Source organism: Corallococcus caeni, from assembly GCF_036245865.1.
Lineage (GTDB): Bacteria > Myxococcota > Myxococcia > Myxococcales > Myxococcaceae > Corallococcus > Corallococcus caeni.
Genome location: NZ_BTTW01000012.1, coordinates 72486 through 99431 on the forward strand (window position 1 = coordinate 72486; position 26946 = coordinate 99431).

Sequence of the window (26946 nt, forward strand, 5' to 3'; positions counted from 1 at the left end):
GAACCGGGCGCGTCGCCCCGACGGGGCGGGCCTGGGAAGGGACGTGTGAGATGGCAGGCGAAACTGCGGGCAGCGGTCGGGGCGGTTCGGCGCGGGGCGGCACGCTCCAGGTGGTGCAGTCCCTGGCGGCGCAAGGCGAGCCGGAGCGCGCGGCGCAGCTCTACGAGGAGCTGGGCGCGGCGCAGCGCGAACGCCTGCGCAAGGAGGCCGCGCAGGGGTCGGTGAAGGAGCGCCACTGGCTGGTGGACGTGCTGCGCCGGGCGCGCGACTTCACGGGCGCGGCGCGGCTGCTGGACGGCAGCGGCGACGACGTGTCGGTGGCGGACCTGTACGCGCAGGGCGGCCAGCACGTGGCGGCCGCGGAGGCGTACCTGCGCGCGGGCGAGGTGGAGAAGGCCGCGGCGGCCTTCGAGCGGGGTGGGGCGCTGGAGCGCGCGCTGGAGGTCTACCGGGGCCTGGGGGCCCGCGAGTCCATGGCGCACTGTCTGGTCCGCCTGGGTCGTCCCTTCGAGGCCGCGGACCTGTACCACGAACTGGGACAGGCCCACGCGGAGGCCGAGGCGCTGGGCGGCGTGCTCGCGGAGGATCCGCGCTACGTCGAAGCGGTGCTGCGCACGTGCAAGGTGCTGGACGCCGGAGGCTTCACGCACCGGGCGCTCGCGGTGCTGGCGGACGCGCTGAGCAGCTCCGAGCTCTTGCGCGCGGATCCGGTCCTGGTGACGGAGAAGGCGCGGCTGTTGCGGCGCATGGGCCTGGACGTGGAGGCGGAGGCGCTGCTCGCGCGGCTGGCCGCGGGCGCGACCGTGCCGGAGGCCAGCGGCTACCGCTTCCTCAAGGCCATCCCCATCTTCGGCGAGCTGACGCTGGAGGACATGAAGGACCTGTACCGGCTGGCGCGGCCCGTGACGGTCACGCCGGGCTCGGTGCTGCTGGAGAAGGGCTCCCCTGGCACGGGCCTGCTCGTGCTGCTGGAGGGCACGGTGGACGTCTTCTCCGGCAACGAGCCGAACGCGCGGCACCTCAACACGCTGGGGCCGGGCTCGTTCCTGGGAGAAATCTCCCTCGTGCAGGACGGCCCCGTGTCCGCGAACGTGCGCGCGAAGACGGCGGTGCGCGCGCTGCGCATCACCCGCGAGAGCTTCCAGCACTTCCTCACCACGCACGACGCGGCCTCGCTGCACATCTACCGGCTCTTCACGCAGAACCTCGCGGCGCGCGTGCGGGCGCTGAGCGGCTGAACGCGGGGAGGGCTCCGGTCCTCGTCCTTGCCGCCCCGCACCACCGCCCTGCCCGTGAGGAGGCGGGCGAGCACGGCGCGGGGGCCTTTCATTGGACCCGGGTCCATCCCCATCCTCCTGGACAACCCTCCTGTTCGGAAGGACGTCCCGATGGCTTCAATCGACGCACTGAGGCAACAGGCTCGCGCGAACTGGCGCACGTGGCTGGCGTGGGTGGCCACGCCCATCGCCGCGCTCCCGCTCCTGGGGGTGGGCGGCCTTCGCCGGGTCGGCCTCGTGGACGAGCTGGCCGCGGGGGCCGTGGGGCTGGGCCTGCTGTCGCTGACGCTCATCGGCCTGGGACAGCTCCCTCGGACGGCTGCCCGCCCGGCGGCCGGGAAGGCGTGGGAGAAGGCGCCGAGGGACTTCCCCATCTCCGGCGCGATGGTGCCGGAGGAGTTCGCCGCGTCGACGGCGTCCGGCCACTGACCTTCAGGGCCGGCGCTCGATGCCGATGGCGATGGAGGGGCCAGTGAGGGCCTCGCCGGTGCCGTCGGAGAGCGACACGATGCCCAGGCTGGCGGAGAGCACCGTGGTACCGGAGCCGCCGGTGCCCTTGAGGAAGCTGCGCACGCCCAGCTCGCCGAAGCCCCATCCGCTGGCGGAGCCCCCGCCCGCGCCGAAGAGGGAGAGGCTGGGCGTGAGGGGCACCTGGACCTCGCCGCGTCCGGAGCCGAAGCGGAACTGGTTGTCGCGCGAGAGGATGGCCGAGTTCCAGGCGATGTGGAACCCGTCGAGCGCCCCCAGCCGCAGCACCTGCTGGAAGGACGGCCCCGCGTTGGAGTCGCACACGGTCCGGCCGTTGATGGGCTCGTAGGTGATGGGGTCGTACTCGAACTGCGTGCCGCACTCCTTCTGACCGAACAGCGCGCCCGCGCCGAGACCGACCTCCAGGAAGGCGGTGGAGTAGGCCACCGCGACGTACGCGGAGCCCGGCGTGTGGCGCAGGCCCGTGCCCAGGCCGAAGCCCACGGGGTCGAACTGCGCGCTCAGCACCAGGGGCAGGTCGCCCGGGCGCCACGCGATGAACGCATCCAGCAGCAGGCCGCCCGCGCGCGCGGAGTTGCCCAGCCGCGTCTTCGCATCCAGCGCGAGGAAGGGCCGCGCATGGAAGCCGTAGCGCAGGCGCGGCACGCCCGGTTCGGGGAAGAAGAGGCGCGCGGTGACGGGGGCGTCCGTGACGACGGCGGTGTCCCCCACGCGCACGTTCTCCCCGCGGCCCAGGCGGGCGACGGCGGTGTCCTCGCGCGATTCGACGACCCGCAGCACCACCTCGCGGGAGTCCTGCGTGCGGATGCGGACGCGGGTGTCTTCCCCCAGGCCCGCCGCGTGGCCCCCGGAGAGCATCACGTCGCCATCGTTCACGGCGGTGACGGTGACCCGGGTGGAGGCGGGGGCCGCCGGGGCCTGGGTGGGCGGCGGCGTCTGGGTGACGACGGTGAGTTCACGCGTCGCGCCCAGCGCGGAGGCCAGCGAGTCCGGCCGGGGCTGCTCCGGCGTGGCGAGGGAGAACGCATGGGCCTCCTCGCGCTGCTCGATGGCGAGGAGGGACTGGCCCACGACGACGAGCCGCACGAAGCGCCGGCCCTCTTCGATGCGCCGCACGAGCTGGGGCGCCGCGCCGTCGAGCCTGAGCACGGCGATGCCGCCCCGCCCGAGGGCGGCGTAGGTCACGCCCTGGTGGACGACGGAATCGAGCACTGGGCCCAGGCCCAGCGTCTCCGCGGCAAGAGAGGCCGGGGACGCGGGAGCCTGGGCGACGATGACGGAGGCGAGGAGCGCGGAGACGAGCATGGCGGCTCGCTCTATATCGCTCCTGCCTCCCGGCGTTCCTGGCCTTCGGGTGACTAATCGACGAGCAGCCGCATCACGGGCGCCGGGTCCACCGCCACCATCAACGGCCGGGTGAAGCTGCTGAAGGACACCAGCGCCTGCCCTGGCGCGAGCCGGGAGACGCGGTTCCACAAGCTCTCGTCGATGCTGCCCACCGATTTCTGCATCCGGCTGATGACCGCGCCGTCGGTGATTTTATGGATGATGAAGTTGTTGAGCAGGGCCAGCACCTCGTTGGGCAGGTGCTGCGGCAGTTGCGTGACGAAGACGAGGCCCAGCCACCGCTTGCGGCCCCGCTTCGCGATGCGCGAGACCTGCTCGAACAGGACGGGCATCTGCGAGATGCGGCTGGCGGACAGGAACTCGTGGGCCTCCTCGATGATGATGAGCACCGGCGTCACCTCGCCGCCCTCGCGGTCGGCCTTCTCGTAGGCCTCCTCCTGCCGCTCCTGGATGCCGCGCAGGATGTCCGCGATGACCAGGTTGTTCAGCTGCGGCGAGTCCGTGTCCGACAGGTCGATGACGGACACCCGGCCGGGGCTGAGCATTGCGTCGTACTTCACGCCCGAGGACGTGCCCCGGTCGAAGATGTTGAGCCGCTTCAGCCGGTAGAGCTTGCTGGCCAGGGCCTTCCAGCTGATCTCCGTGCGGCTGCTCGCGGCGTACACCCGCTGCATCACCATGCCCGGATTGCTCCTGAACTCGCTGTAGAACTGCGGCCCGGAAGGCGCCGCGGCCGGTGTCTCTTCGGGCTCCTCGCCGAGCCCCAGGTCCCCCTGCGTCGCGGCGCGCCTGCGTGAACCCGCTCTGCTGCCCGTGCTGCGGCCCTCCGACCTGCCTTCGTCGCTGAGGCTGTAGATGTAGGCGCTCACCACGTCCAGCACGTGCTGGATGGTCATGTGCGGATAGCCGGTGGTCAGCTCGTCCACGTCCATCACCTGCCGCTGTTGCTCCGCGTCCCTGGAGTCGGTCGGGAAGATCTTGAAGTCCTGGAGCAGCAGCTTGGTGACGTCGTAGGCCTTGATGAACCGCTCGTGCTGCGCTTCGGACAGCTCCAGGATCTCCGCGAGGGCGTAGGGCGACAGGCTGGAGAAGTTCAGGGAGAAGCGGTGCAGCGCACGGTGCCGGGGGTTGCGCGTCTTGCGCCCGTCCAGGTGATGGATGTGCAGATCCTTCACGCCTTCCGCCTTGTACCCCCGTCGCCGGAGCGCCTCCAGCATCGCCTCATGGTTCGTGGGTTGATGGATATGGGTGTACTCACCCTCCACGTCGAACACGATGGTGGCGATGTTCGCGAGCTGCGCGCGGTGGATGAGCGTGGCGACGGTGGTGGACTTGCCGCCGCCCGTCGTTCCGATGATGCCTGTGTGCCGGGGCAGGACGGACTTGTCACGCGGGTTGAGGCGGGCCTCCATCCCCTCGTAGCCCACCACCATGCCCAGGCTCAGGTCCCCGCCCACGCCCAGCACGCGCGCGCTCTCCTTCTCATCCAGGATGAAGACGGGGCTCTGCGGGCGGGGCCGGAAGCGCGGCGGGTGCAACGTTCCCCGGACCTCCTCGCCCAGCAGCTCCACCTCGGCGCGGCCGTGATAGTCGAACGTGTACGTCAGCTTTTTGCCATGGGTGACCACGCCAATGGCCATGGACGAGTTCGCGGGCACGGCGTTGGGCTCCGCGAAGGGCCCGCTTACGACCACCCCCAGGTAGGAACGCCCATCCTCCCGGGACTTCACGCGCACCAGCGTCTGGGAGGCCAGCCGGGGCAGGTCCTCCTTCGTCGACAGCACGGTGATGAGGTTGTCGTGGCTGGAGGAGGTGTCGAAGTGGGTGAAGCCCACGGCGAATGCCAGCTCGGGGTCGGCCTTCACCGCCTCCTGGGCCTCCTTCTGCGCGGCGGCCAGTGCGTGGATGACCTCCGGCGGCGTCTCCTGGACGATGTTGTTCCTCCTGGGGGGAGGAGGCCGGTTCCCCGGCGGAGGCGCCGCGGGCGGCGTCTGCACGGGGTGCGCCTGGGGAGGCACGGCGGTCGCGGGCGCGGGGCGTGCACCGGCGGGGCCCGGGGGCCGGATGGCATTGCTGGCCGGGCGGAGGTTGCCGTTCAGCGGATGCGGCGCCTGCCCAATGCGGAGGGTGTTGCCATTGTGCGGCGGATACGGCCCCGGGTTGCCAGGGCCTCGGCCATTGTCAGACATGGATGTGTTCCCCCTCGGTGGGACTAGCGGCGCATCTTGCGGACGTTCAGGTACTGGAGGCTGGGATCGGCCTGGGCGTAGGCGTCCTGGACCAGGCCATGGAAGCCGTCCTCGCCAAAGACGCTGTGGCAGGTCATCGCGGCGACATCCAGGAGCATGGGGAAGCCCTGCTCCGGCCGCAGGATGCTGTCCGCCATGGCGACGCGCACCGCGAAGTGGACATGCTCCTGGTGCGCGTAGAACAGGCGGGGAGGGGAGTTGTTCGACGCGCGGTACAGGCCCATCACGACCTGCGGGCAGTACCTATGGACGAAGCGGCTCGCCTTCGCGAAGCCCTCTTCGTCATAGCGCCACCCTTCGAGGATCTCCTGTCCGTAGGACTCCAGCGTCTCGAGGATGGCGTACTCGCCCGTGTCGAGCGAATGCCCCAGCGTGAGGAACCCCCGGTGCTCGAGCTTGTCCGTGACGAAGACGAACTTCTGCTGCCGGTCGACGAGGTTCGCGAGCATCTCGAGCGAAGCGTCCAGGAGCCCCCGGTAGCCGGAGCCGGTGACAAGCTCGTACGCCAGCGGGTTCCCCAACCCGATGCGCCATTCCGCCTGGAGCCGCTCGGCCAGGATGGCCCGCTCCGCGTAGGTGCGGATCCCCCGGGTGGCCAGCTTCGACAGGCTGTCCTTGTTTCGCGGCGCCTTGCGCGAGCGAAGCTCCCGCCGCTCGACGTACTCGCGGGCCTGCTTGAAGGGATCGTCCATCTGGAACGTGACTTCCTTGCGGAAGAGCCGCTGGGAGAACGTTCCCGAAGAGCCGCCATAACCGACCGCGGCGATGCCCAACTGCGTGATGCCCAGCGCCAGCGTGTCGTGTGACACCGCGCGCCCGTTGACCGCCTCGACGTTGCCCCGGAACAGGTAGCCGTCGTGGACCGCTCGCAGCTGCGCCTCCGTGGCCTGGTAGACGCCCGCGCCACTGGGCGCGTGAGGGCCGGTCTTCAAGAGGGGCAGCAGCTGCTGGCGCACGGTGGCGCGGAGCACGTCCTCCTTGCGCATGGCGCCGCCAATCTGCTCCCGGAAGACCCGCATGATGTCTTCCAGGTCCAGCCCGTGGGCCCACCGCTCCAGGTTGAGCGTGTCGGCCAGGGTCTCACCGAAGGACGAGAGATAGTCTCCGTCCCCCGCGAGTTCGCTGTCATCCAGGGGATCCGCCATGGCTAACCCGGGTTCCTTTCACCCAGCACCGAGGACAGGACGAAGCGCGGCGCTCCCTCCCGTTGAGCCAGCACCCGCGCGTAGGTTTCAGCCTTCCTCAAGGGAAGGCCGAACGCGCGTTGAAGCCGGGCGGCCCGTTCCTCGCGCGGGCCTTGTTTCAGGACCTGCGTCGCGACGGCTTCGGGCGCAAGCCATTCAAAGGCAAGGCGGTCCGCGCGTTGTTCCACGCGCAAGACGTCCCCGGTGCCGATGTCGCCCAGGTCGTCCCGTTCCATCAGGTGGACCTGGGGCTTCATGGGAACGCCGTCCAGCGCGGAGGTCAGCAGTTGCTCCGGCGTGGGCTTCTCCTGGAGGTCGAGGACCGGAAGGATGTTGTCGCCAAAGAAACGCAGCGCCTTCTGGCGTGGAACCAGGTGGTCGAGGACGAAGTGCGCCAGCTCGTGCGCAGCCGTGAAGCGCTGCTCCTCGAGCGGGTCCTTGCGCGAGTAGAAGAGGAAGGCGGTGCCGCGCAGGGCCACGATGCACCCATGCATGTCCCGGTCGTCGCCTTCCGGCATGGACTTCCATCCGCGTCGGGAGAGGTAGGCACGGACGGTGTGCACGGTGACTTCATCCAGGGCCACGAAGCTGACCTGCAGGACCTTCTGCGCGTCCGCGACGATGGGGCGAGGGAAGGTCCCGGGTTCGGGAAGACTGGCCACCTGGAGGGCGTCCCGCAGCCAGCGTTCCCTCATGACTTCTTCTCGCGGTCGCGTGCGGCCAGGAGCACGGCGCGCGCTTCCGGCGCCAGCGGGCTGTTCTCCGTCGCGATGAGCGCGGCGGTGGCCTCCATGTCGCGCAGGACCCTGGAGAGCTCGAACCCGTCGATGCCGAAGTGCTCGGCGATCTGGTTCACGTGCTCGGAGAACGCCGCGCCTTCGGGCCTCCGGCACAGGGACACCCAGTGGAGCGTCTCCACCGTGCAGCCCAGCTTCTGGGCGAAGGCCTGGACCGACAGGTCCTCCAGGTCCCGGTACCACGCGAACACGGAGCCCAGCATGTCGGGTTCCCGCGCACCACGCTCGGCCGCTGCTTCCAGCCAGTCAGGATTCGTCATGGGTGTCCTCCTCCTTTCCGAGCCGCCTCAGCTGCTTGAGGAGGCGGTCGCGGTTCTGCTTCACCACCCGCTTGCGTTCGGGCTCGGGCAGCCCTGCCTTGCCCAGGGGGCGGGCCAGCTCCAGGGTGGAGCTTTCTCCCTGGAGGATGAGCCGGAGGACTCCCTGGTCCTGCTGCGTCAGGTTGCGGCGTTCGAGTCTCTTCAGGGCCAGGGCGGTTTCCACGGCTGCCTCCATCTCTTCATTCGGAGGCCTCGCCTGGAGTTCGATTACGTCCGCGAATTTTTGTTCGCGCAGGACCCGGCGCTGGTGGGAACGCCGTGAATCCAACACGTTCCGCCTGGCCACCAGCATCAGGTAGCTACGCAGCAGGGACTGGTCCCGGTCGTAGCCGTCAGGCCGGCCCAGGTACTCGATCACCGCCTCCAGGGCGCACGTACGGGCCTCCTCGGCTTCGCACTTCATCTCCGCGGTGAGGGTCTTCAACATGAACGGCACGAAGAGCTCGAAGACCTTCGCGTTCGCGACAGGCATCCGCTTCAAGACCTGATCGTGAAGCGCCCACTCCTCTTCCCTTGATGGGTAACTCATCCCCCGCACCTCATTGACATGCGCACGCCCGCTTTCGGGTTGGCTACGGTCCGTCTGGACTTTCGCTACAGCCCTGTAGAGTTCGACGGCGGAGCGTCTCCGTCCGAGCCGGGAGGTTGGCGGCAAGGAGGATCGGTGTCTCTACCTCTGAAGTGGTACTGCCTTTGAGGACAATGGGTCCTTCGCGATCCCCCTGGATCGGAAAAGACACCTGTTTCAATGCAACGCGGGCGGCTCTGCGTGTGGTTGGCAGGGCTCATCGGAAAAAGACACCCCGTGCGCGCACTCGGGCGACCAGCGACGAATGAAAGGTCGGGGCCGGACACACAGTCCGGCGAGCACCAAGCGAGACCCGTCATGTCTTCATGGAGTTGCCGTGTCGCGACAGCACAGCGTGAACTGGATGACGCGCTCCGCGTCCGTTACCAGGTCTTTGGCGAGGAGATGCGGATGCTGGGGCCCAAGCGCCCGCGTGCGCCGCGCGAGGCGGACTGCTTCGACACGCTCCGCACCACCGCCCATGTCGTCGTTTATTCAGACGCGGAGCCGGTGGCGACCGCCCGGCTGCTGATGCCCAACGCGGAGGTGGCCGCGTTCGCGGACACGCTCGTGGGGCTGGACATCGAGAAGAAGCTCGACCTGTCGGAGCTCCTCGCGCCGGGCCACGTGTTCGCGGAGACCACGCGCTACTGCGCCACCCAGCGCAGCCCCCACTCGACGGCGCTGCGCCTCCAGGCGGGCCTGTACCGCGAGAGCCGCCGTCGCGGCGTCACCCACTGGATCGCCGCGGCCAACATGGAGACGGACTCGCAGGAGGAGGCGGACCTCTACTACCAGGCCGCGGCGCGCCGGGGCTGGGTGAGCGGCGAGTTCCGCGTGCGGACCCGGGAGTTTCCTCCGCCGCCCACGCAGCCCCTGGCGCCCCGCCTCACGCCGGAGCAGCGCGCCCGGGCCCGCCAGGGCCAGTTGGAGTCGCTGCGCATGCCGCGCATCGTGTCGCTGTTCGCGGACAAGATGGGCGCGCGCTTCATCGGCCCGCCGCACTTCGACCCCGCCTTCAACCGCTTCACCGTGCCGCTCGTCGCCGCGCTGGATGCGATTCCCCAGCGGACGCTGGACCTCTTCGCCGCGCTGGACGCCGACGCCGCCTGACGCAAGGCCGGCGCGCTCCTTCCCCCCTTCACCTCAACGCAACACCCAACGGGCCTCCACGGGCCCCTGTCAGGAGACGTGTATGTGCAAGCAGCCCAGGCATGAGCAGACGGCGAAGACGGACTGGCTGGATTCCCTGCGGCACGAGGCGCGGATGCTCGTGCGCGAGCTGGACGCAACGCCGGGCGCCCAGCGCCTCTTCGAGGGGCGCATCCGCCAGGATGACTACGCCTACTACCTCATCCAGACGTATCAGTACGTGCGCTGGAGCACGGAGTTCCTCACCGAGTCCGGCGAGCGCATGAAGCGCGAGGGCCAGCACACCGCGCTCGCGGACCTGTTGCTCCAGAAGTCGCGCGAGGAGAACGGCCACGAGAAGTGGTTGCTCCAGGACCTGGCGGCGCTGGGCTGGACGAAGGAGCGGGTGGAGCGCGCGCCGGTCTGCTCCGCGGTGCGCGCCTACGTGGAGTGGAACCGCTTCACCACGCTGTCGGGTGTGCCCACCGCCTTCCTGGGCACGGCCTACGTGCTGGAGTACCTCTCCGTGAACCGGGCCACGGACGCCAAGGACCGGCTCATCGCGGACAGCGGCATCCCCAACATCCACAAGGCCGTCCTCTTCCTGCGCGGCCACGGCGCCGCGGACGGCGACCACGTGGCGGAGCTGGAGTCGGTGCTGCGCACGCTCACGTCCCCGGAGGAGCAGGCCGCGCTGCTGCTCTCCGCCCGCACCACGCGCGCCCTGTTCCCGAAGTTCTTCCGGGCGCCCTGAGCGCGACTCCGGACCTCCTCACCCCGGCTTCTGCCTCCAGGCGGCCTGGTAGAGGAGGTCCGTGCGGCTCTCGATGCCCAGCTTGGGGAAGATGTTGCGCAGGTGCGTCTTCACCGTGTTGAGCGTCAGGCCCAGGTCCTCGGCGATGGTCTCGTTCGTCCAGTTGCTGAGGACCCCCTGGACCACCTCCACCTCGCGCCGGGAGAGCTTCAGGCGCCACGCCTCCGGCATCGGGATGGCTCGCGAGCACTCCTGCAACACCAGCACCCAGGGATGGCTGCCGCGCTGCTCCGGCAGCTCCACGAACGTCACCTTCAGGTCGTGCTTCCCCCCGGAGCGCGTCCACGTGTCCACGCCCGGGACCCGCTTCGTCCCTGGCGCCCGGAGGCGGGTCAGGTGCTCTCGCAGCTCCTGGGGCAGCCGCGCGTCGTTCGCCTTCAGCTCCTCCGGGTACCAGCGCCGCAGGAGCTCCGTCGCTCCTGGCGTCCGCAGCTTCTCGTGCTCGGGGGGATCCATCACGACGCACTCGGCGCCCTGGTGGCGGAAGAGGGCGTCCAGCAGGTCGCCCCGCGTCGCCTCGTTCCCGAACAGCAGGCAGTTGCGCACCGTGTTCGTCAGGTAGGGCGTCAGGTCATCGAGGAGGGCCTGCTCCCGCTCGGAGAAGGGCAGGGTGTGCTCCCGGTACAGCGTGAAGCCTCCATGCCAGTCCTGCCGCAGGTCCAGCAGCACCGCCATCACGTGCTCCAGCGGCAGCCCCAGCTCCCGGCAGCGCAGGTACAGGAGGCTGCGCTTCAATTCCTTGTGCGACAGCCGGTTCGCGTCGGACGGCGGCGCGTCGGGCTGCTTCACCCCCGGCTCGCGCCCGAGCTCCACCGCCGCCAGCTCCGGGTAGTGGGCGAAGAGGATGCCCGGCGCCCCCAATCCCATCCATTCGTAGTCCCCGGGCCGCTCCGGCCTGGAGACGCACAGCGCCGCGTAGTCGCAGGGCAGGAGCCGCGCGAGGGTCCCCTGGGCCCGGCCCAGGACCTCGGTCAAGTCCAGGGAGCTGGAGAGCACCTGGGTCAGCTCGAGCAGGAGCGCCTGTTCGCGCGCGGTGAGATCCATTCGACGGGGCCTCCTTCCATCCGGTCCGTGCAAGGACATACCGGTGGTGAGGCCTGGGGGTCTGTACCCCGCAATGGGTAGGGATGGGCTTCGCTCACACGAAGCCCATCCACCCGTGGCATTGATTGCGATGTCTGTCGATGCCGGGGCGGCGCTAGTTGCCCGCGCTGCCTTCCACCGGCGGCGTGCCCGTGGTGGGGCTGGCGGAGCTGCCCATCTGCTTGTTCTGGTCCCAGGCCGGCGGCGTCACTTCCATCTTCGCCCCCTTGTTGCCCGGGGTCCCCGAGTTCGGGGCGCCCGGCTCCGCGGCGGCCGAGTGGTCGCTCGTGCTGTTGCTCCCCTGCTCGGTGGAGCCGGAGCCGCCGACGCCTTCATCCACGCTGCTCGGGGCCACCGCGTTGTCGTCGGCCTCGTCCGCCGGCTTGAGGTCCTCGGAGTCCGAGGTGCCCGCGGCGCCCGAGCCGCCCGTGGCCTTGTCCCAGCGCTCCGCGCTGTCCTGGGGCGCGTCCGTGGACGGCTCCTGCGCGGGCGGAGTCTCATGGTCGGTGTGGCTCTGCGCGAACGCCTGGCCGGAGAAGGCGAGTGCTGCCAGTGCTGCCATCAGGGGGAGCTTCATGGGTGGCTCTCCTTCGAAGAACGTGTGTGCTTCGAAGGTGGCGACCGTTGGGTGGGAAACAAGCGCTTGACGCATACCCGGCCCCCAGCCGCATCCCCGCTCGCAGGGCGGACAGGCGGCCTTCAGCCCGTCAGCGCGCGCGGGGGCACCGTGCCCACGGCCCAGGCGGTGAGCTTGCGCAGGAGCTCCGCGCGGTCCTCCGGCACGGAGAAGAGGTGATCCGCGCGCGGGTAGAAGGCGTAGGTGACGCGGCCCTCCAGCTTCAGCGGCGAGAGCATCTCGTAGAACTGGCGCTCGTGGTTGAAGGACAGCCCCATGCCCCCGGAGAACACGAAGCACAGGCTGACGCCGCGCTCCAGCAGGTGCTGGTAGTCCTGCGTCAGCTGGGAGCGCTCGGGGTACTCGCGCGTATAGACCTCGTCGGCCTCGCCGGCCTCGCGCAGCCGGGCGGGCAGCTTGCGCTTGCGCAGGAAGCGGGTCCACCGGCGGGGGCTCAGGTAGCGCAGGTGGAAGCGCAGGTGGTAGCCCAGCGTGCGGTACGTGTACCCGTCGATGAAGGCCGCGGCCACCACGCGCTCGTCGGCCACCGTCACCGCGTGCGCGCTGTCCACGCCGGAGCACAGGCCGATGAGCGCGAAGCGCTTCTGGCCCTTCTTCTGCTCCAGGTAGTCGAGCGCCGCGCGCGTCTCCTCTCGGGCGCGCTGGAACTCGTCGGAGCCGCCCTCGCGGCGCGGGCGGCTGTCGCCCAGGCCGGACAAGTCGAAGCGCAGCGTGGTGACGCCGCGCCCCGCCAGCTGCCGGGCCAGCTCCACCCACAGCCGGTACGGGCCCACGTGGTGGTTGAGCCCCACGTTGGACAGCACCACCGTGGGCGCCTCCGGCAGGACCTTCGCCGGGTCGGGCTCCGTGAGGATGCCCACGAGGCTCTGCTCGGGGCCGAAGGTACAGATGCGCTCGCGCATCACGCGGCCTCCTTCAGGAGCGTGGTGATGGTCTGCAGGATGCGGTTGGACAGGAGCGCGGACTCCTGGCCTCCCGCGCCCTCCTCGGGCACCAGGTGGTGCTGGAAGGGCAGCCCCGTCGCCTCCAGGCGCTCCTGGAGGCGCTGGTACTCGGGGCGGGGGGCGCCGGCCACCAGGTGCGTGCGCGTCGCGGGCCACGCGGGCAGCGCGGCCAGGTCCAGCGCGAGGATGTCGTCGCGCAGGGCGCGCGGGAACGCGAAGCCCAGCAGCTCCTCGCGCACCTCCAGCGGGCTCTCGGGCTGGGGAAAGAGCGTGCGGGTGGCCCGGCGCGCCTGGAGCAGCTCCAGCTCCTGGAGCCAGGCCTCGCCCCGCACCAGCGGCTCCCAGAGCACCAGCGCGGCGGTGGACAGCCCCTCCAGGGCGGCGCGCACCGCGAGCGCCGCGCCCAGGCGCAGGCCCACGAGCGCCACGCGCTGCACGCCCGTCACGTCCTGCAATTCATTGGCGGCGTGGCGGATGTCCTGGACCCACGTGGCCACGCGGCCCTCGTGGACCTCACCGGCCGAGTCCCCCGTGCCGTAGTAGTCGAAGCGGAAGACGTGGAAGCCTTCGCGCGCGAGCATCCCGGCCAGCTTCCGGAAGGCCCAGTGCGTCAACATGTACTCCTGGGCGGCGGGATGGCAGAGCACCACCCCGGTGGCGCGCTCGGCGCCCTGCGCGGGGTGGTGCATGCCGAAGAGCTGTCGTTCGGAGGTGCCGAAGAAGCAAGGCGTCACGGTCTGACCATTCTCCTCGGAGGGCCGCTCAGTCCGAGCGCCCCGGCAGGTTCCGCTTCAGCTTATTGAACAAGCGTTGCGCCAGGGGAACAGAAGTCTCCTGGGTGGCAGTCTTTGGCGGAGTGACGGGCTGCGTCCTGGCGGTGGTTGTAGCGGCCGGCGCTACAACCGCGAGCTGCGAGGCCACCTGCTCCAGCGTGTTGAGCAGCAGCGTGCGCGGGTGCAGCTCCTGGTTCAGCTCCTTCCGGACGCGCATCACCACCTGGAAGGACAGGAGCGAGTGCCCGCCGATGTTGAAGAAGTTGTCGTGCACGCCCACCTGCGCGATGCCCAGCACCTCCCGCCAGATGCGCGCCAGGTGCTGCTCCGTCGGCGTGCGCGGCGCGACGAAGGCGTCCTCGACGGGACGCGCGGTGCCCGCCGGGGGAGGCAGGGCCTTGCGGTCCACCTTGCCGTTCGGCGTGAGCGGCAGCGCCTCCAGCTCCACGAAGTGCTGCGGCACCATGTACTGCGGCAGCTGCGAGCGCAGGTGCTTGCGAAGCTCCGTGTCCGTGTAGGCCTGTCCCGGCTTCGTCACCAGGTACGCGACGAGGCGGCGGTCGCCGGGCCTGTCTTCACGCACGAGGGCGACGGCCTGGGCCAGGGAGGGATGCGAGGCGAGCGCCGCCTCGACTTCGCCCAATTCGATGCGGAAGCCGCGCAGCTTCACCTGCGAGTCATTGCGGCCCAGGTACTCCACCGTGCCGTCGGCCAGCCACCGGGCCAAATCGCCCGTGCGGTACATGCGCTCGCCGGGGCGGAAGGGATTGGCGAGGAAGCGCTCCTGCGTCAACTCCGGGCGGTGGAGGTAGCCCAGCGTCACGCCGTCTCCGCCGATGTACAGCTCGCCCGCGACGCCCACGGGCACGGGGGCCAGGTGGGAGTCGAGGAGGTAGAGCTGGGTGTTGGCGATGGGGCGGCCGATGCGGATGGAGGAGAGGGGAGGCTGCACGCGCCAGGTGGTGGACCAGACGGTGGTCTCCGTGGGGCCGTACATGTTCCAGAGGCTGGCGACGCGAGCGAGCAGCGCCTCGGCCAGCTCCCGGGGGAGGGCCTCACCGCCGCACAGGGCCTTGAAGCCCGGACGCGGCTGCCAGCCGGCCTCCAGCAGCAGGCGCCAGGTGGAGGGCGTGGCCTGCATGACGGTGACGGCGTTGGACTCCAGCGCGGCCTTGAGGAGCGCACCGTCGGAGGCCGTGTCACGCGAGGCGAGCACCACCTGGGCGCCGGTGGTGAGGGGCAGCAGCAGCTCCAGCACGGCGATGTCGAAGGAGAGCGTGGTGACGGCCAGCAGCACGTCCTGGGAGGAGAGGCCGGGGGCCTCCTGCATGGTGCCCAGGAAGTTCACCACCGCCCGGTGCGGCACGCGCACGCCCTTCGGCTTGCCCGTCGAGCCCGACGTGTAGATGACGTACGCCACGGCTTCGGGCGTGACGCCGGGAGCCTCGGGGGCGGTGTCCGCCTGCGACGTGGTGTCCTCGACGAGGAGGGCCTTCGCCGTGGTGGAGGGCAGGGTGCCCTGGATCGCGCGCTGCGTGACGATGAGCGACAGCTTCGCGTCCTCGACCATGAAGGCGAGGCGCTCGGGCGGGAAGCCGGGGTCCAGCGGGACGTAGCCCGCGCCCGCTTCCAGGATGCCCAGCAGGCCCACCACCATGTCAGGGCCGCGCTCGGTGAACAGGCCGACGAGGCCTCCGGGGGCGACGCCCTCCTGCTTGAGCGCGTTCGCCACCTGATGGCTGCGCTGCAGGAGCTGACGGTAGGTGAGCGTCACGGCGCCGGAGCGCAGGGCCACCGCGTCGGGCGTGGCCTGGGCCTGCGCGGCGACGAGCGTGTGGACGAAGGCGTTCCGGTCGAACGGCCTCTCGGTGGCGTTCCAGTCAACCAGCACGCGCTGCTTCTCTGTCTCCGGCAGCAACGGCAGGCGCGACACGGGGACTCCCGCGTCGGACACCGCGGCCCGCAGCAGCGTGCGGATCTGCTCGAGCATGCGGACGACGGTGTCCCGCTCGAACAGGTCGGTGTTGTAGTCCATGCCGCCGACGATGCCGTTCGCCGTCTCCTTCACCCAGAAGCTCAGGTCCAGCGGCGTCGCGTGCGCGTGCACGTGCACCTGACCGTAGGTGAGGTCGCCCAGGCCGGAGCCTCGGTTGCGCACGTCCTGGAAGGTGAAGAACGTCTGGAACAGCGGCGTGCGGCTCAGGTCGCGCTGCACACCCAGCTGCTGCATCAGCAGCTCGATGGGCATGTCCTGGTGGCCGAACGCCTCCATGCACGTGGTGCGCACGCGCTCCAAGAGCTGCCGGAACGTCAGCTCCGGCGCCAGCTGCGTGCGCAGGACGAGCGTGTTGACGAAGAAGCCCAGCAGGTCCTCGACCTCCGGATGCGAGCGGCCCCGGATGGGCGTGCCGACCACCAGGTCCTCCTGGCCGCTGTAGCGGTGCAGCAGCGTCTTGAAGGCCGTGAGCAGCACCATGTACAGCGTGGCGTTGGACTCGCGGCCCAGCTTCGTGAGCGCGTCCACCTCCGCGCTGGTGAGCACGAAGGGCTCGGTGCCGCCCTTGAGGCTCATCTGCGCGGGGCGCGGCTTGTCCGTGGGCAGCTCCAGCGCGGGCAGGTTCCCGGAGAGCTTTCCCTTCCAGTAGCGCGCCTGCCGCTCCAGCTCCTCGCCCTGGAGCCAGGCGCGGTGCCACTCGGTGAAGTCCGCGTACTGGATGGGCAGGGCGGGGAGGTTGGGCTCCTGGCCCCGGGTGAGCGCGGAGTAGATGATGTCCAGCTCGCGCAGGAACACGTCGAACGACCACCCATCCCAGATGAGGTGATGGGGCATGAAGAAGAGGACGTGCTCGGTGGCGCCCAGCCGGAACAGCGTCAGCCGGAACAGCGGCGGTGCGGTGATGGGGATGGACTCGTCCGCCAGCGCCTGGAGGCGGCGCAGCAGGTCCTCCTCGCGCGTGTGCGCGGGGACGGGCTCCAGGTCCACCGGTTCCAGCTCCACCGTCAGAGACGGGGCCACGTGCTGCACCGGCGTGCCCTCATCCCACCGCACGAAGGTGCGCAGGGACGTCTGGCGCTCCAGCAGCTTGTTGAAGCTGAAGCGCAGCGCGCCCACGTCCAGCGCGCCGTGGAGGCGGAACGCGGAGGGCAGGTTGTAGACGGCGGTGCCCGGGTTGAGCTGCTCCAGGAACCACAGCCGCTGCTGCATGAGGGACAGCGGCGCGGGCTCGGTGCCGACGCGGGGCGAGATGCGCTGCGCGGGGCTCGTGGCCCCGTCGTCGCCGCGCACCAGCCGGGCCAGCTTCTCCACGGTGGGGGCCTCGAACATCCGGCGCAGCGTGAGGCTGACGTCCAGGTCCCGGCTCGCGCGCGTGAGGGCCTGCGACGCCAGCAGCGAGTGGCCGCCCAGCCGGAAGAAGTCCGCCGTGACGCTCACCCGGCGCAGCCCCAGCACGTCCGCGAAGATGGCCGCGAGCTTCTGCTCCGTCTCGTCGCGAGGCGCGACGTAGGCGTCCTCCTGCGACTCCACCTGCGGCGACGGAAGGGCCTTGCGGTCCACCTTGCCGTTCGGCGTGAGCGGCAGCGCGGGCAGGGCCACGAAGTGCTGCGGCACCATGTACTCCGGCAGCCCCTGCTTGAGGTGCGCACGGAGGACTTCATCCAAGGGCGTCGTCTGCCCGGGCCGAGCGATGAGGTACGCAACGAGGCGACGGTCGCCAGGCCTGTCTTCACGCACGAGGGCGACGGCCTGGGCCAGGGAGGGATGCGAGGCGAGCGCCGCCTCGACTTCGCCCAATTCGATGCGGAAGCCGCGCAGCTTCACCTGCGAGTCATTGCGGCCCAGGTACTCCACCGTGCCGTCGGCCAGCCACCGGGCCAAATCGCCCGTGCGGTACATGCGCTCGCCAGGGCGGAAGGGATTGGCGAGGAAGCGCTCCTGCGTCAACTCCGGGCGGTGGAGGTAGCCCAGCGTCACGCCGTCGCCGCCGATGTACAGCTCGCCCGCGACGCCCACGGGCACGGGGGCCAGGTGGGAGTCGAGGAGGTAGAGCTGGGTGTTGGCGATGGGGCGGCCGATGCGGATGGAGGAGAGGGGAGGCTGCACGCGCCAGGTGGTGGACCAGACGGTGGTCTCCGTGGGGCCGTACATGTTCCAGAGGCTGGCGACGCGGGCGAGCAGCGCCTCGGCCAGCTCCCGGGGAAGGGCCTCACCGCCGCACAGGGCCTTGAAGCCCGGACGCGGCTGCCAGCCGGCCTCCAGCAGCAGGCGCCAGGTGGAGGGCGTGGCCTGCATGACGGTGGCGGCGTGGGACTCCAGCGCGGCCTTGAGGAGCGCACCGTCGGAGGCCGTGTCGCGGGAGGCGAGCACCACCTGGGCGCCGGCGGTGAGGGGCAGCAGCAGCTCCAGCACGGCGATGTCGAAGGAGAGCGTCGTGACGGCCAGCAGCACGTCCTGGGAGGAAATGCCGGGGGCCTCCTGCATGGTGCCCAGGAAGTTCACCACCGCCCGGTGCGGCACGCGCACGCCCTTCGGCTTGCCCGTCGAGCCCGACGTGTAGATGACGTACGCCACGGCTTCGGGCGTGACGTCCTGCGCCGGCAGCTCGGACTCGGGCTGCGAAGCGGTGTCCTCGAGGAGCAGGGGCTTCACGCTCGTGGACGGCAGGGACGCCACCAGGGCCTGCTGCGTGACGATGAGCGACAGCTTCGCGTCCTCGACCATGAAGGCGAGGCGCTCAGGCGGGAAGCCGGGGTCCAGCGGGACGTAGCCGGCACCCGCTTCGAGGATGCCCAGCAGGCCCACCACCATGTCCGCGCCGCGATTCGTGAAGAGGCCGACGAGGCTTCCGGGGGCAACCCCTTCCTGCTTCAGCGCATGCGCCACCTGGTGGGCGCGCTGGAGCAGCTGCTGGTACGTGAGCGTCACGTCCCCCGCGCGCAGGGCCACGGCGTCGGGCGTGGCGCGGGCCTGGGCGGCCACGAGCGTGTGGACGAAGGCCTCGCGGTCGAACGGCTTCGCGGTGGCGTTCCAGTCCACCAGCACGCGCTGCTTCTCCGCGGCGGGCAGCAGCGGCAGGCGCGATACGGGCACTTCCGCGTCGGCGACCACGCCGCGCAGCAGCTCTTCGTAGCAGGCCATCCAGCGGCGGACCGAGGAGCCGTCGAAGAGGTCGGTGTTGTACTGGCACTCCAGCACCACGCGGCCATGGGCCTCGGCCGCGTTGATGAAGAGGTCGAAGTTCTCGAAGTGGCGCGGGTTGCTGGCCAGGGTGCAGGTGAGGCCCTGGAACGCCAGCTGCTCACCCGTGACGGCCTGGTCCACGTTGAACAGCACGTTGACCAGCGGCAGGCGGCTGGGGTCGCGCGGTAGCGCCAGTTGCTTGAGCAGCGTGCCGAACGTGTACTCCTGGTGCTCGTAGGCATCGAGCATCGTGGTGCGCAGCTGCTTGAGCACCTGCGTGAAGGGCGCCTCCGCGGCGACGTTGCTGCGCAGGGGCAGCGCGTTCACGCAGTGGCCCACCAGGTCCTTCAGCCCCGCCACGGACTGGCCCGCGGCGGGGATGGCCACCACCACGTCCTCCAGCCCCGTCAGCCGGTGCAGCAGCGCCTTGAAGCCCGCCAGCAGCGTGGTGAAGAAGCTGCCGCCGTGGCGCGCGCCCACGCGCTTGAGCTGCTCCACGAGCGCGGGCTCCAGGACGTAGTCCTCACGCCGCGAGCTGTACGTCTTGGACGGCGGACGGCGCCGGTCCAGCGGCAGCTCCAGCACCGGCAGCGCGCCGGAGAACTGCTTGAGCCAGTAGCGCTCGTGCTCCGCGTACTCCGGCGTCGTGGCCAGCTGGGCCTGCGCGCGGGCGTAGTCGCTGAACGTGGGCGCGGGCGCCAGCGTGTGCGGCGCCCGCCGCGCGTGCGCCGAGTAGAACGTCGCCAGGTCGCGCAGCATCACCGCCATGGACCAGCCGTCGCACACGATGTGGTGCGCGGTCAGCGTCAGCAGGTGCTCCTGGGCGGACAGCCGCGCGAGGCGCGGGCGCAGGAGCGGCCCGGTCTCCAGGGACAGCGGCGTCTCCACCTCGTGGGCGACGAACTCGCGGACGCGGGCGTCGCGCTCGGAGGGCGGCAGCGCGTCCAGCGACACGACCTCCAGCAAGAGGGGCGTGGCGGCGGCGACGCACAGCGTGAGGCCATCCGCGCTGAACGTGGTGCGCAGCGCTTCGTGCCGCGCCATCAGGTCCTGGAGCGCGGCGCGCAGGGACTCGACGTCCAGGGAGCCGTGCAGCCGCACGGACATGGATTCATTGAAGGCGCACGAAGCGTCCGGACCCATCTGCACGCCGGTCCACACCTCGCGCTGGGGCTCGGTGGACGGCGCGGTGAGCAGCAGCGCGGGCCCGGCGAAGGGATCGAAATCGTCGGGCAGGTCCTGCGTGGGGGAGGCGGGGGTCTTCATCGGGTCTCACTCAGCTTGACGAACTTGCCGGGCACCGTGGGGTGCGGGACGAACCAGGCGGGGTTGCCCTGCGGATCACGCCCCAGGCGGGCGCCAGGGACGGGGGGCTGGTTGGAGTCGAAGGCCGCGGGGGCCTGCGGCTGGGGCCGGGCCGTGCCGGGCAGGAAGCCCGCGTCCTGCAGCTCCGTGACGCTGTCCTGGAACGCGGTGATGAGGCGCCGCAGGTCCGCGTCGGAGTGCGCGGTGGTGAAGAAGCACGGGAAGCCATCCCAGATGTGGATGCCCTTGTCGCGCAGCAGGCAGAACAGCAGGTCCGCGTTCGCGACGTCCGCCGTGACGAACGTCTTCCACAGCGACCCGAAGTGCTTGATGCGCAGCGGGGCGCCCACCTCGTCGAAGAACGCGTTGAGCGTGCTGGCCAGCTGGTCCGCCTTGGCGCTCACGCTGCGCTGGAGCTCCGGGCCCGCGGCCTTCATGTGCTCCAGCGCGGCCTTCGCGGCGGCGAGCGCCAGCGGGTGGCGCACGAACGTGCCGGCGAAGTACGTCACGCCCACGGTGGGCACGGAGTCGTCGCCGAACTGCCAGTGGCCGCCGTCCAACGCGTCCATGAACGGGCGCTTGCCCGCGATGACGCCGATGGGCATGCCGCCGCCCACGACCTTGCCGTAGGTGGCCACGTCCGCCTGCACGCCGAACACCGCCTGGGCGCCGCCCGGGTGCATGCGGAAGCCGGTGATGACCTCGTCGAAGATGTAGACGGAGCCGGACTTCTGCGTGAGGTCGCGCAGCTGGTGCAGGAACTCGCGCGGCTGGAAGTCCGGGCGGCGGCTCTGCACGGGCTCCACCATGATGGCCGCCAGCGAGTCCGCGCGGGAGCGGAGGATTTCGAGCGACTCCGGCGTGCCGTAGTCCAGCACGAGCACGTCCTGCACCGCGCCCGCCATGATGCCCGGAGCGGCAGGCACGGTGCGCAGGCTCTTGGTGCCACGCACCAGCACCTCGTCGAAGATGCCGTGGTAGCTGCCGGAGAAGATGGCCACGGTGCTGCGGCCGGTGACGGTGCGGGCGATTCTCAGCGCGCCCATCACGGCCTCGGAGCCGGTGTTGCAGAGCGCCGCGCGGTCCGCGCCGGTGAACTCACAGACGAGCTTCGCGACCTCGCCGGCCAGGGGGTGCATGGGCCCCAGCTCGTAGCCGTCGTCCACCTGCTTGTGCACGGCCTGGGTGATGAAGTCCGGCGCGTGGCCGAACATCACGGAGCCGAAGCCGTTGAGCGCGTCCAGGTACTCGTTGCCGTCCACGTCCCAGAGCTTGGAGCCCTTGGAGCGGTTCACGGCCAGCGGGTAGATGAGCTCCTTGATCAGCGGCCGGAAGCCCGTCACCACGCGCGGATCCGACAGCTGGCTCCGGTTCTCCTGGGCGGAGCGCTTGGAGCCCTGCGTCTTCGCCGTGTAGCGGCGGGTGAAGTCCTCCAGGAACGTCTGCTGCCGGGGCGTGAGCGCGTCCTTCGGCGCGAGGCTGATGCGCGCGATGGCGCCGAACGCCTTCTTCACGTCGTACTTCACCGGGCCCTTGAGGTCGGCCTCATCGGGCGCGGCGGCCGGGGTGGCCACCGCGGCGGGAGCGGACGGCGCGGGCTGGGCCTGCTCGGCCTGCGGCTGCGCGACGGGAGCCGGAGCAAAGGCCTGCGGGGCCACGGCCTGCGCGGGCTGACCGGACAGGAGCGCGAGCTGCTGGGTCATCAGCCAGAGCTGCTGCGCGACGACCGCCTGGAGGCTCCCGGCGGGGGCGGCCATCGCCTGGGCCTGGAACGCGGCGCCAGCGGAGGCGAACTGCGACGGGAACGCGGCACCCACAGGCGCTCCCTGAGCGGGCGCGGCCTGGACCGGGAACTGAGCGCCCGTAGACGCGGCGACCTGTGGCTGGCCGAGGATGTTCGCGGTGAGCTGCGCGGTCGGCGCGGCGGCGGCCACCGGCGCGGCCTCCGGAGGCATGCGGCCATCGAGGAACGCGGCGAGCTGTCCCAGTGACGGGACCTCCTCCAGCAACTGCCGGAACGTCACCTTCACGCCGAACTGCTTCTGCACCGCGAGCGCCGCCTGCGTGAGCACCAGCGAGTCGAGGCCCAGCTCCAGGAAGCTCGCGCCCGGATCCGCGTCGGCCAGCTCCAGGCCGCTCAGCTCCTCGAACAGGTTGCGCAGGGTGGGGACGAGACGTTCGGCACGGGGAACAGGGGCGGGACTCACGGCGGCTCCGGTGGAGGGTGTGGGGGCGGGCATGGCCGCCCGCTCGAGGTCGATCCAGTGGCGCTGCCGCTGGAAGGGATACGTGGGAAGGGTGACGCGCTGGCGCTGCTCGTCGGCGTGGAAGGCCCGCCAGTCCAGGGCCACGCCCCGGCGCCAGAGCTGGCCCGCGGCGTTCAGGAGAGCGTTCCAGTCGGCGGCGTCGCCGCTGGACTCGCCCAGGGACGTGAACACCCGCGAGCGCTGGTCGGCCGTGGCCTGCTGCCGCGCCAGCGTGGCGAGCGTCACGCGCGGGCCCACCTCCAGCAACAGGTGCTCGCCCCGGTCCCAGAGCGTGCGCAGCGCGGGCGAGAAGCGCACCGTGTCGCGCAGGTGCCGCGCCCAGTACTCAGGCGACGTCGCCTCGGAGGCCTTCAGCCACGTGCCCGTCGCCGTGGAGACGATGGGGATGCGCGGCTCCGACAGGCGCATGCCCTTCACCGTCTCCAGGAACGGCGCCACCGCGGCGTCCATCATCGGCGAGTGGAACGCGTGCGACGTCTGGAGCATCCGGCACGCGGTCCCCTCCGCCTCCAGCGCGGCCTGGAGGCGCTGCACGGCCTCCGTGGGCCCGGACACCACGCACAGGCGCGGCCCGTTGTCCGACGCGATGGCCAACCCGTCCTTCAGCCGGGGCGCCACCGCCTCCGCGGACAGGCGCACCGACAGCATGCTGCCCGGCTCCCGCGCCTGCATGAGCAGGCCGCGCTTCGCCACCAGGTGCAGCGCGTCCTCCAGCGTGAAGACGCCCGCGAGGCACGCGGCGACGAACTCGCCCACGCTGTGGCCCACGAGCGCGTCCGGCCGCACGCCCCAGCTCCACCAGAGCTGCGCGAGCGCGTACTCCACGGTGAACAGGGCCGCCTGCGCGAACGACGTCTGGCGCAGCGCCTCCGCGGCCTCGGGCGACTCGGGGTCCTTCGGGAAGAGCACCTCGCGCAGGTCGCGCCCGAGCAGCGGCTTGAGCACCTCCGCGCACGCGTCCACCGTGGCGCGAAAGGCCGGCGCGTGGCGGTACAGCCCGTGCGCCATGTCCGGATGCTGCGAGCCCTGACCCGGGAAGAGGAACGCCACCGGCGGCGTGGACTCCAGCCCCGGGGCCTCCGGCTCGGCCGCCGTCAGCGCCCGCACGGCCTCTTCATGCGTGCCCGCCACCACGGCGCGCCGGAACGGGAACGCCTTGCGCCCCGTGGCCAGCGTGTACGCCACGTCCGCGAGCGATTCCTCCGGATGCGCCTGGAGGTGCGCGGCCAGCCGCTGCGCCGCCTGCGTCAGCGCCGCGGGCGTCTTCGCCGACAGCGTCAGGAGCTGGCGCGGCTTCGAAGGACCGGAGACCGGACGCTCCGGCGCCTCCTCCACCACGACGTGCGCGTTGGTACCGCCCACGCCGAACGAACTCACGCCCGCGCGCAGGGGGCCCGTGCCCTCCGGCCACGCGGAGCGCTTCGCCTGCACGAAGAAGGGGCTGCGCGGGAAGTCGATCTTCGGGTTGGGCGTCTGGAAGTGCAGCGTCGGCGGCAGTTCGCGGTGCTTCAGCGCGAGCACCGTCTTGAGCAGGCCCGCCACGCCCGCCGCGGCGGTGAGGTGGCCGAAGTTGCTCTTCACCGAACCGATGGCGCAGAAGCCCGTGTCCGAGGTGTGCGCGCGGAATGCCTGCGACAGCGCCTCCACCTCGATGGGGTCGCCCAGCGGCGTCGCCGTGCCGTGCGCCTCCACGTAGCGGAGGGTGCGCGGGTCGATGCCCGCGTTCGCGTGCGCCGTCGCGATGGCGGTGGCCTGGCCCTCCACGCCCGGCGCCGCGAAGCTCACCTTGGCCGCGCCGTCGTTGTTGATGCCCACGCCGCGCAGCACCGCGTGGATGACGTCGCCATCCGCCTGCGCGTCCGACAGGCGCTTGAGCACCACCGCGCCCAGGCCGTCGCTGAAGAGGGTGCCGGTGGCGTTCGCGTCGAAGGGCCGGCAGTGCCCGTCCTGGGAGAGCATGCCGCCCTCCTGGTACAGGTGGCCGGACTTCTGGGGCACCGTCACGGACGCGCCGCCCGCCAGCGCCACGTCGCACTGGTGCGTCTGGAGCGCCCAGAACGCCTGCGCCACCGCGACCAGCGACGTGGAGCACGCGGTGTTGAGCGACAGCGCGGGCCCGCGCAGGTCCAGCTTGTGCGCGACGCGGGTCGCCACGTAGTCCTTCTCGTTGGCGACCATCGCCTGGAAGGCGCCCACCCGGCCCACGATGTCCTGCCGGGGCAGCACGTGCAGCGGCCCGTAGCTGTTGTTGTGCGTGCCCGCGAAGACGCCGATGAGGCCGGGGTAGGCTTCCGGCACGCAGCCGGCGGACTCCAGCGCCTCCCACGCCGTCTCCAGGAACAGGCGCTGCTGCGGATCCATCACCTGCGCCTCCTTCGGCGTGATGCCGAAGAAGGCCGCGTCGAACAGCTCCACGCCGTCCAGGACGCCGCGCGCCCGCACGTACTCGGGGGCGTCGCGCTCGGCGGCGGGCACCGACGGGTCCACCTCCTCGCGCGTGAAGGTGGTGACGGACTCCACGCCGCCCACCAGGTTCTTCCAGAACGTCTCCACGTCGGGCGCGCCCGGGAAGCGGCCCGCCATGCCGATGATGGCCACCGGCTCCGCGCCGCCCGCCGCCTGCTGGCGCTTCGCCTGCCGCGCCTCCGCCAGCTGCTTGAGCGACGGGCGCGACGCCTCCCCGCTCAGCGCCGCCGCCAGCTGCGCCACCGTGGGGGACTGGAACAACTGGACGATGGGGAGCTCCAGCCCGTGCTCCTGCCGCAGCCGCGCCACGCACTGGAGCGCGAGCAGCGAGTTGCCGCCCAGCTCGAAGAAGCTGTCGTGCACGCCCACCCGGTCGATGCGCAACAGCCGCGCCCACGCCTCCGCGAGCGTGCGCTCCAGCGGCGAGCGCGGCGCGACGAACGCCTGCTGCAGCTCCGGCCGCGTGGGCAGCGGGGCGGGCAGGGCGCGGCGGTCAATCTTTCCGCTCGGCGTGCGCGGCAGGGCCTCCAGCGTGACGAACGCGGAGGGCACCATGTAGTCCGGCACCCGCGTGGACAGGTGGCGCCGCAGCGTCCCGGCCGCGTGCTCCAGCGTGCCGTCCGGGACGACGTAGGCGACCAGCCGCTTGTCGCCGGGCACGTCCTCGCGCGCCACCACCGCCACCTGCTTCACCGCCGGGTGGCCGCCGAGCGCGACTTCAATCTCGCCCAGCTCGATGCGGTAGCCGCGCACCTTCACCTGGCCGTCGATGCGGCCCAGGAACTCCACGTTGCCGTCCGGCAGCACGCGCGCCAGGTCGCCCGTCTTGTACGCGCGCTCGCCGGTGCCGGGCTTGAGCGGGTGCGGCACGAAGCGCTCCGCCGTCAGCGCCTCGCGGTGCAGATAGCCCCGCGCCAGGCACACGCCCGCGAGGTACAGCTCGCCGGACTCCCCGTGCGGCACGGACTGCTTCTGCTCGTCCAGCACCAGGAGCTCGCAGCCGTCCAGCGCCTTGCCGATGGGCGGCAGCGCGGGCCACGCATCCGGGGCACCCCGGAGCACGTAGCTGGAGACGACGTGCGTCTCCGACGGGCCATAGTGGTTGTGCAGCGCGCAGCCCGGCAGCGCGGCGAAGAACGCGCGCAGGTGGTGCGTCACCTGGAGCTGCTCGCCCGCGGTGACGACCTCGCGCAGGGACGGCGGCACATTCTGGTGCGAGGTGGCGATCTCCGCCACGCTCTGCAGCGCGATGAAGGGCAGGAACAGCCGCTCCACGCGCTCCTCCGCCAGCAGCTGCAACAGCAGCACGGCGTCCAGCCGCAGCGCGTCCCGCACCAGCACCAGCGTCCCGCCGGAGCACCAGGTGCCGAACAGTTCCTGGAACGACACGTCGAAGGACAGCGGGGAGAACTGCAGCGTGCGCGTGCCCGGCCCCGCGATGGACTGGCCCAGCTGCCACGCGATGAGGTTGGCGAGCGGCCGGTGTCCCATGGCCACGCCCTTGGGCGTGCCCGTGGAGCCCGACGTGTAGATGGCGTAGGCCAGCCCCTCCAGGCTCGACGCGTCCACCGGCGAGGCCGGGGCGTCGGAGGCGAAGAGGGCAGGGGCTTCATCCAGGCACAGCACCGGCCCCGCGAAGGCGGGCAGGCCCGCGCGCAGCTTCGCCTGGGTGAGCAGCACCGGCGCCTTCGCGTCCTCCAGCATGAAAGCCAGACGCGGCGCGGGATAGGCCGGGTCCAATGGCAGATACGCGCCGCCCGCCTTGAGCACGGCCAGCACCGCCACCACCATCTCCACCGACCGCTCCAGGCACACGCCGACGAGCACGTCCGTGGTGACGCCCAGGCTCCGCAGGTGGTGCGCGAGCTGGTTGGAGCGGCGGTCCAACGCCGCGTATGTCAGCCCCGCGCCCTCGAACCGGACCGCCTCGGCGTCAGGGGTCCGGGACGCTTGCGCAGTGAAACGAGCCACCACTGTCTGCATGAGCGCTGCATCCACGGACATATCCCCCAGGGCCATCCGACCTTCTGGTTCCGAACGTTTGAAATAGAAGAGGATGGGAACGACGGACCAATGCAGTCCCCGAGCATGCCATGCCTGGAAAGGAATGATCGCG

Annotated in this window: 16 protein-coding genes; 4 read left to right on the forward strand and 12 right to left on the reverse strand. The window is 71.1% G+C overall.

The genetic code is table 11. The features are described from left to right. The first annotated feature begins 50 nt into the window (after positions 1-50). Together AABA78_RS35650 and AABA78_RS35655 are read left to right on the forward strand one after the other, a co-directional pair. On the forward strand, positions 51-1238 hold the full coding sequence (locus AABA78_RS35650) for a cyclic nucleotide-binding domain-containing protein (RefSeq protein WP_338269934.1): 1188 nt from the start codon (positions 51-53) through the stop codon (positions 1236-1238). 150 nt (positions 1239-1388) lie between these two features. Beyond that, positions 1389-1706: a hypothetical protein gene (locus tag AABA78_RS35655; RefSeq protein ID WP_171420340.1), complete on the forward strand. Its 318-nt coding sequence runs from the start codon at positions 1389-1391 to the stop codon at positions 1704-1706. 3 nt (positions 1707-1709) lie between these two features. Here AABA78_RS35655 and AABA78_RS35660 read toward each other — a convergent pair whose 3' ends face one another. Genes AABA78_RS35660 through AABA78_RS35685 form a run of 6 tightly spaced genes read right to left on the reverse strand, consistent with a single transcriptional unit; the run spans position 1710 to position 8144 of the window. Further along, entirely contained in the window at positions 1710-3071 is a 1362-nt protein-coding gene (locus AABA78_RS35660) for a hypothetical protein (RefSeq protein ID WP_338269935.1), read from the reverse strand. Between the two features lie 53 nt (positions 3072-3124). Continuing rightward, positions 3125-5302, reverse strand: a complete 2178-nt coding sequence (locus AABA78_RS35665) for an ATP-binding protein (protein WP_338269936.1) — start codon at positions 5300-5302, stop codon at positions 3125-3127. A gap of 23 nt (positions 5303-5325) precedes the next feature. Beyond that, positions 5326-6507, reverse strand: a complete 1182-nt coding sequence (locus tag AABA78_RS35670) for a hypothetical protein (RefSeq protein WP_338269937.1) — start codon at positions 6505-6507, stop codon at positions 5326-5328. A 2-nt stretch (positions 6508-6509) separates the two neighbouring features. Continuing rightward, positions 6510-7241 carry an ImmA/IrrE family metallo-endopeptidase gene (locus tag AABA78_RS35675; RefSeq protein WP_338269938.1) on the reverse strand — a complete coding sequence of 244 codons (732 nt, stop codon included), beginning with the start codon at positions 7239-7241 and terminating at the stop codon, positions 6510-6512. Beyond that, entirely contained in the window at positions 7238-7603 is a 366-nt protein-coding gene (locus AABA78_RS35680; protein WP_171418029.1) for a hypothetical protein, read from the reverse strand. The genes AABA78_RS35675 and AABA78_RS35680 overlap by 4 nt, the downstream gene beginning before the upstream one ends. After that, positions 7590-8144 carry an RNA polymerase sigma factor gene (locus tag AABA78_RS35685; protein WP_338269939.1) on the reverse strand — a complete coding sequence of 185 codons (555 nt, stop codon included), beginning with the start codon at positions 8142-8144 and terminating at the stop codon, positions 7590-7592. The genes AABA78_RS35680 and AABA78_RS35685 overlap by 14 nt, the downstream gene beginning before the upstream one ends. 405 nt (positions 8145-8549) lie before the next feature. On the opposite strand from AABA78_RS35685, the gene AABA78_RS35690 reads away from it, so the two are divergent. Both AABA78_RS35690 and AABA78_RS35695 read left to right on the forward strand, forming a co-directional pair. Further along, on the forward strand, positions 8550-9344 hold the full coding sequence (locus tag AABA78_RS35690) for a GNAT family N-acyltransferase (protein WP_338269940.1): 795 nt from the start codon (positions 8550-8552) through the stop codon (positions 9342-9344). A gap of 82 nt (positions 9345-9426) precedes the next feature. Next, positions 9427-10116, forward strand: coding sequence for an iron-containing redox enzyme family protein (locus tag AABA78_RS35695; RefSeq protein WP_338269941.1), 690 nt, complete (start codon positions 9427-9429; stop codon positions 10114-10116). A gap of 18 nt (positions 10117-10134) precedes the next feature. Here the strand turns inward: AABA78_RS35695 and AABA78_RS35700 are convergent, their stop codons facing one another. From AABA78_RS35700 to AABA78_RS35725, 6 genes are all read right to left on the reverse strand, one after another. Next, positions 10135-11220, reverse strand: coding sequence for a helix-turn-helix transcriptional regulator (locus AABA78_RS35700; RefSeq protein WP_338269942.1), 1086 nt, complete (start codon positions 11218-11220; stop codon positions 10135-10137). 154 nt (positions 11221-11374) lie between these two features. After that, complete coding sequence (locus AABA78_RS35705) at positions 11375-11836, reverse strand: hypothetical protein (RefSeq protein WP_338269943.1); 462 nt, start codon at positions 11834-11836, stop codon at positions 11375-11377. Positions 11837-11958: 122 nt separating this feature from the next. Then, positions 11959-12798: an alpha/beta fold hydrolase gene (locus AABA78_RS35710; protein ID WP_338269944.1), complete on the reverse strand. Its 840-nt coding sequence runs from the start codon at positions 12796-12798 to the stop codon at positions 11959-11961. Next, positions 12798-13574, reverse strand: a complete 777-nt coding sequence (locus tag AABA78_RS35715; RefSeq protein ID WP_338269946.1) for an alpha/beta fold hydrolase — start codon at positions 13572-13574, stop codon at positions 12798-12800. Before AABA78_RS35715 ends, AABA78_RS35710 begins: the two co-directional genes overlap by 1 nt. A gap of 28 nt (positions 13575-13602) precedes the next feature. After that, positions 13603-20058, reverse strand: coding sequence for a non-ribosomal peptide synthetase (locus AABA78_RS35720; RefSeq protein ID WP_338269947.1), 6456 nt, complete (start codon positions 20056-20058; stop codon positions 13603-13605). Further along, positions 20055-26801 carry an amino acid adenylation domain-containing protein gene (locus AABA78_RS35725; RefSeq protein ID WP_338269948.1) on the reverse strand — a complete coding sequence of 2249 codons (6747 nt, stop codon included), beginning with the start codon at positions 26799-26801 and terminating at the stop codon, positions 20055-20057. The genes AABA78_RS35720 and AABA78_RS35725 overlap by 4 nt, the downstream gene beginning before the upstream one ends. Positions 26802-26946 lie beyond the last annotated feature (145 nt).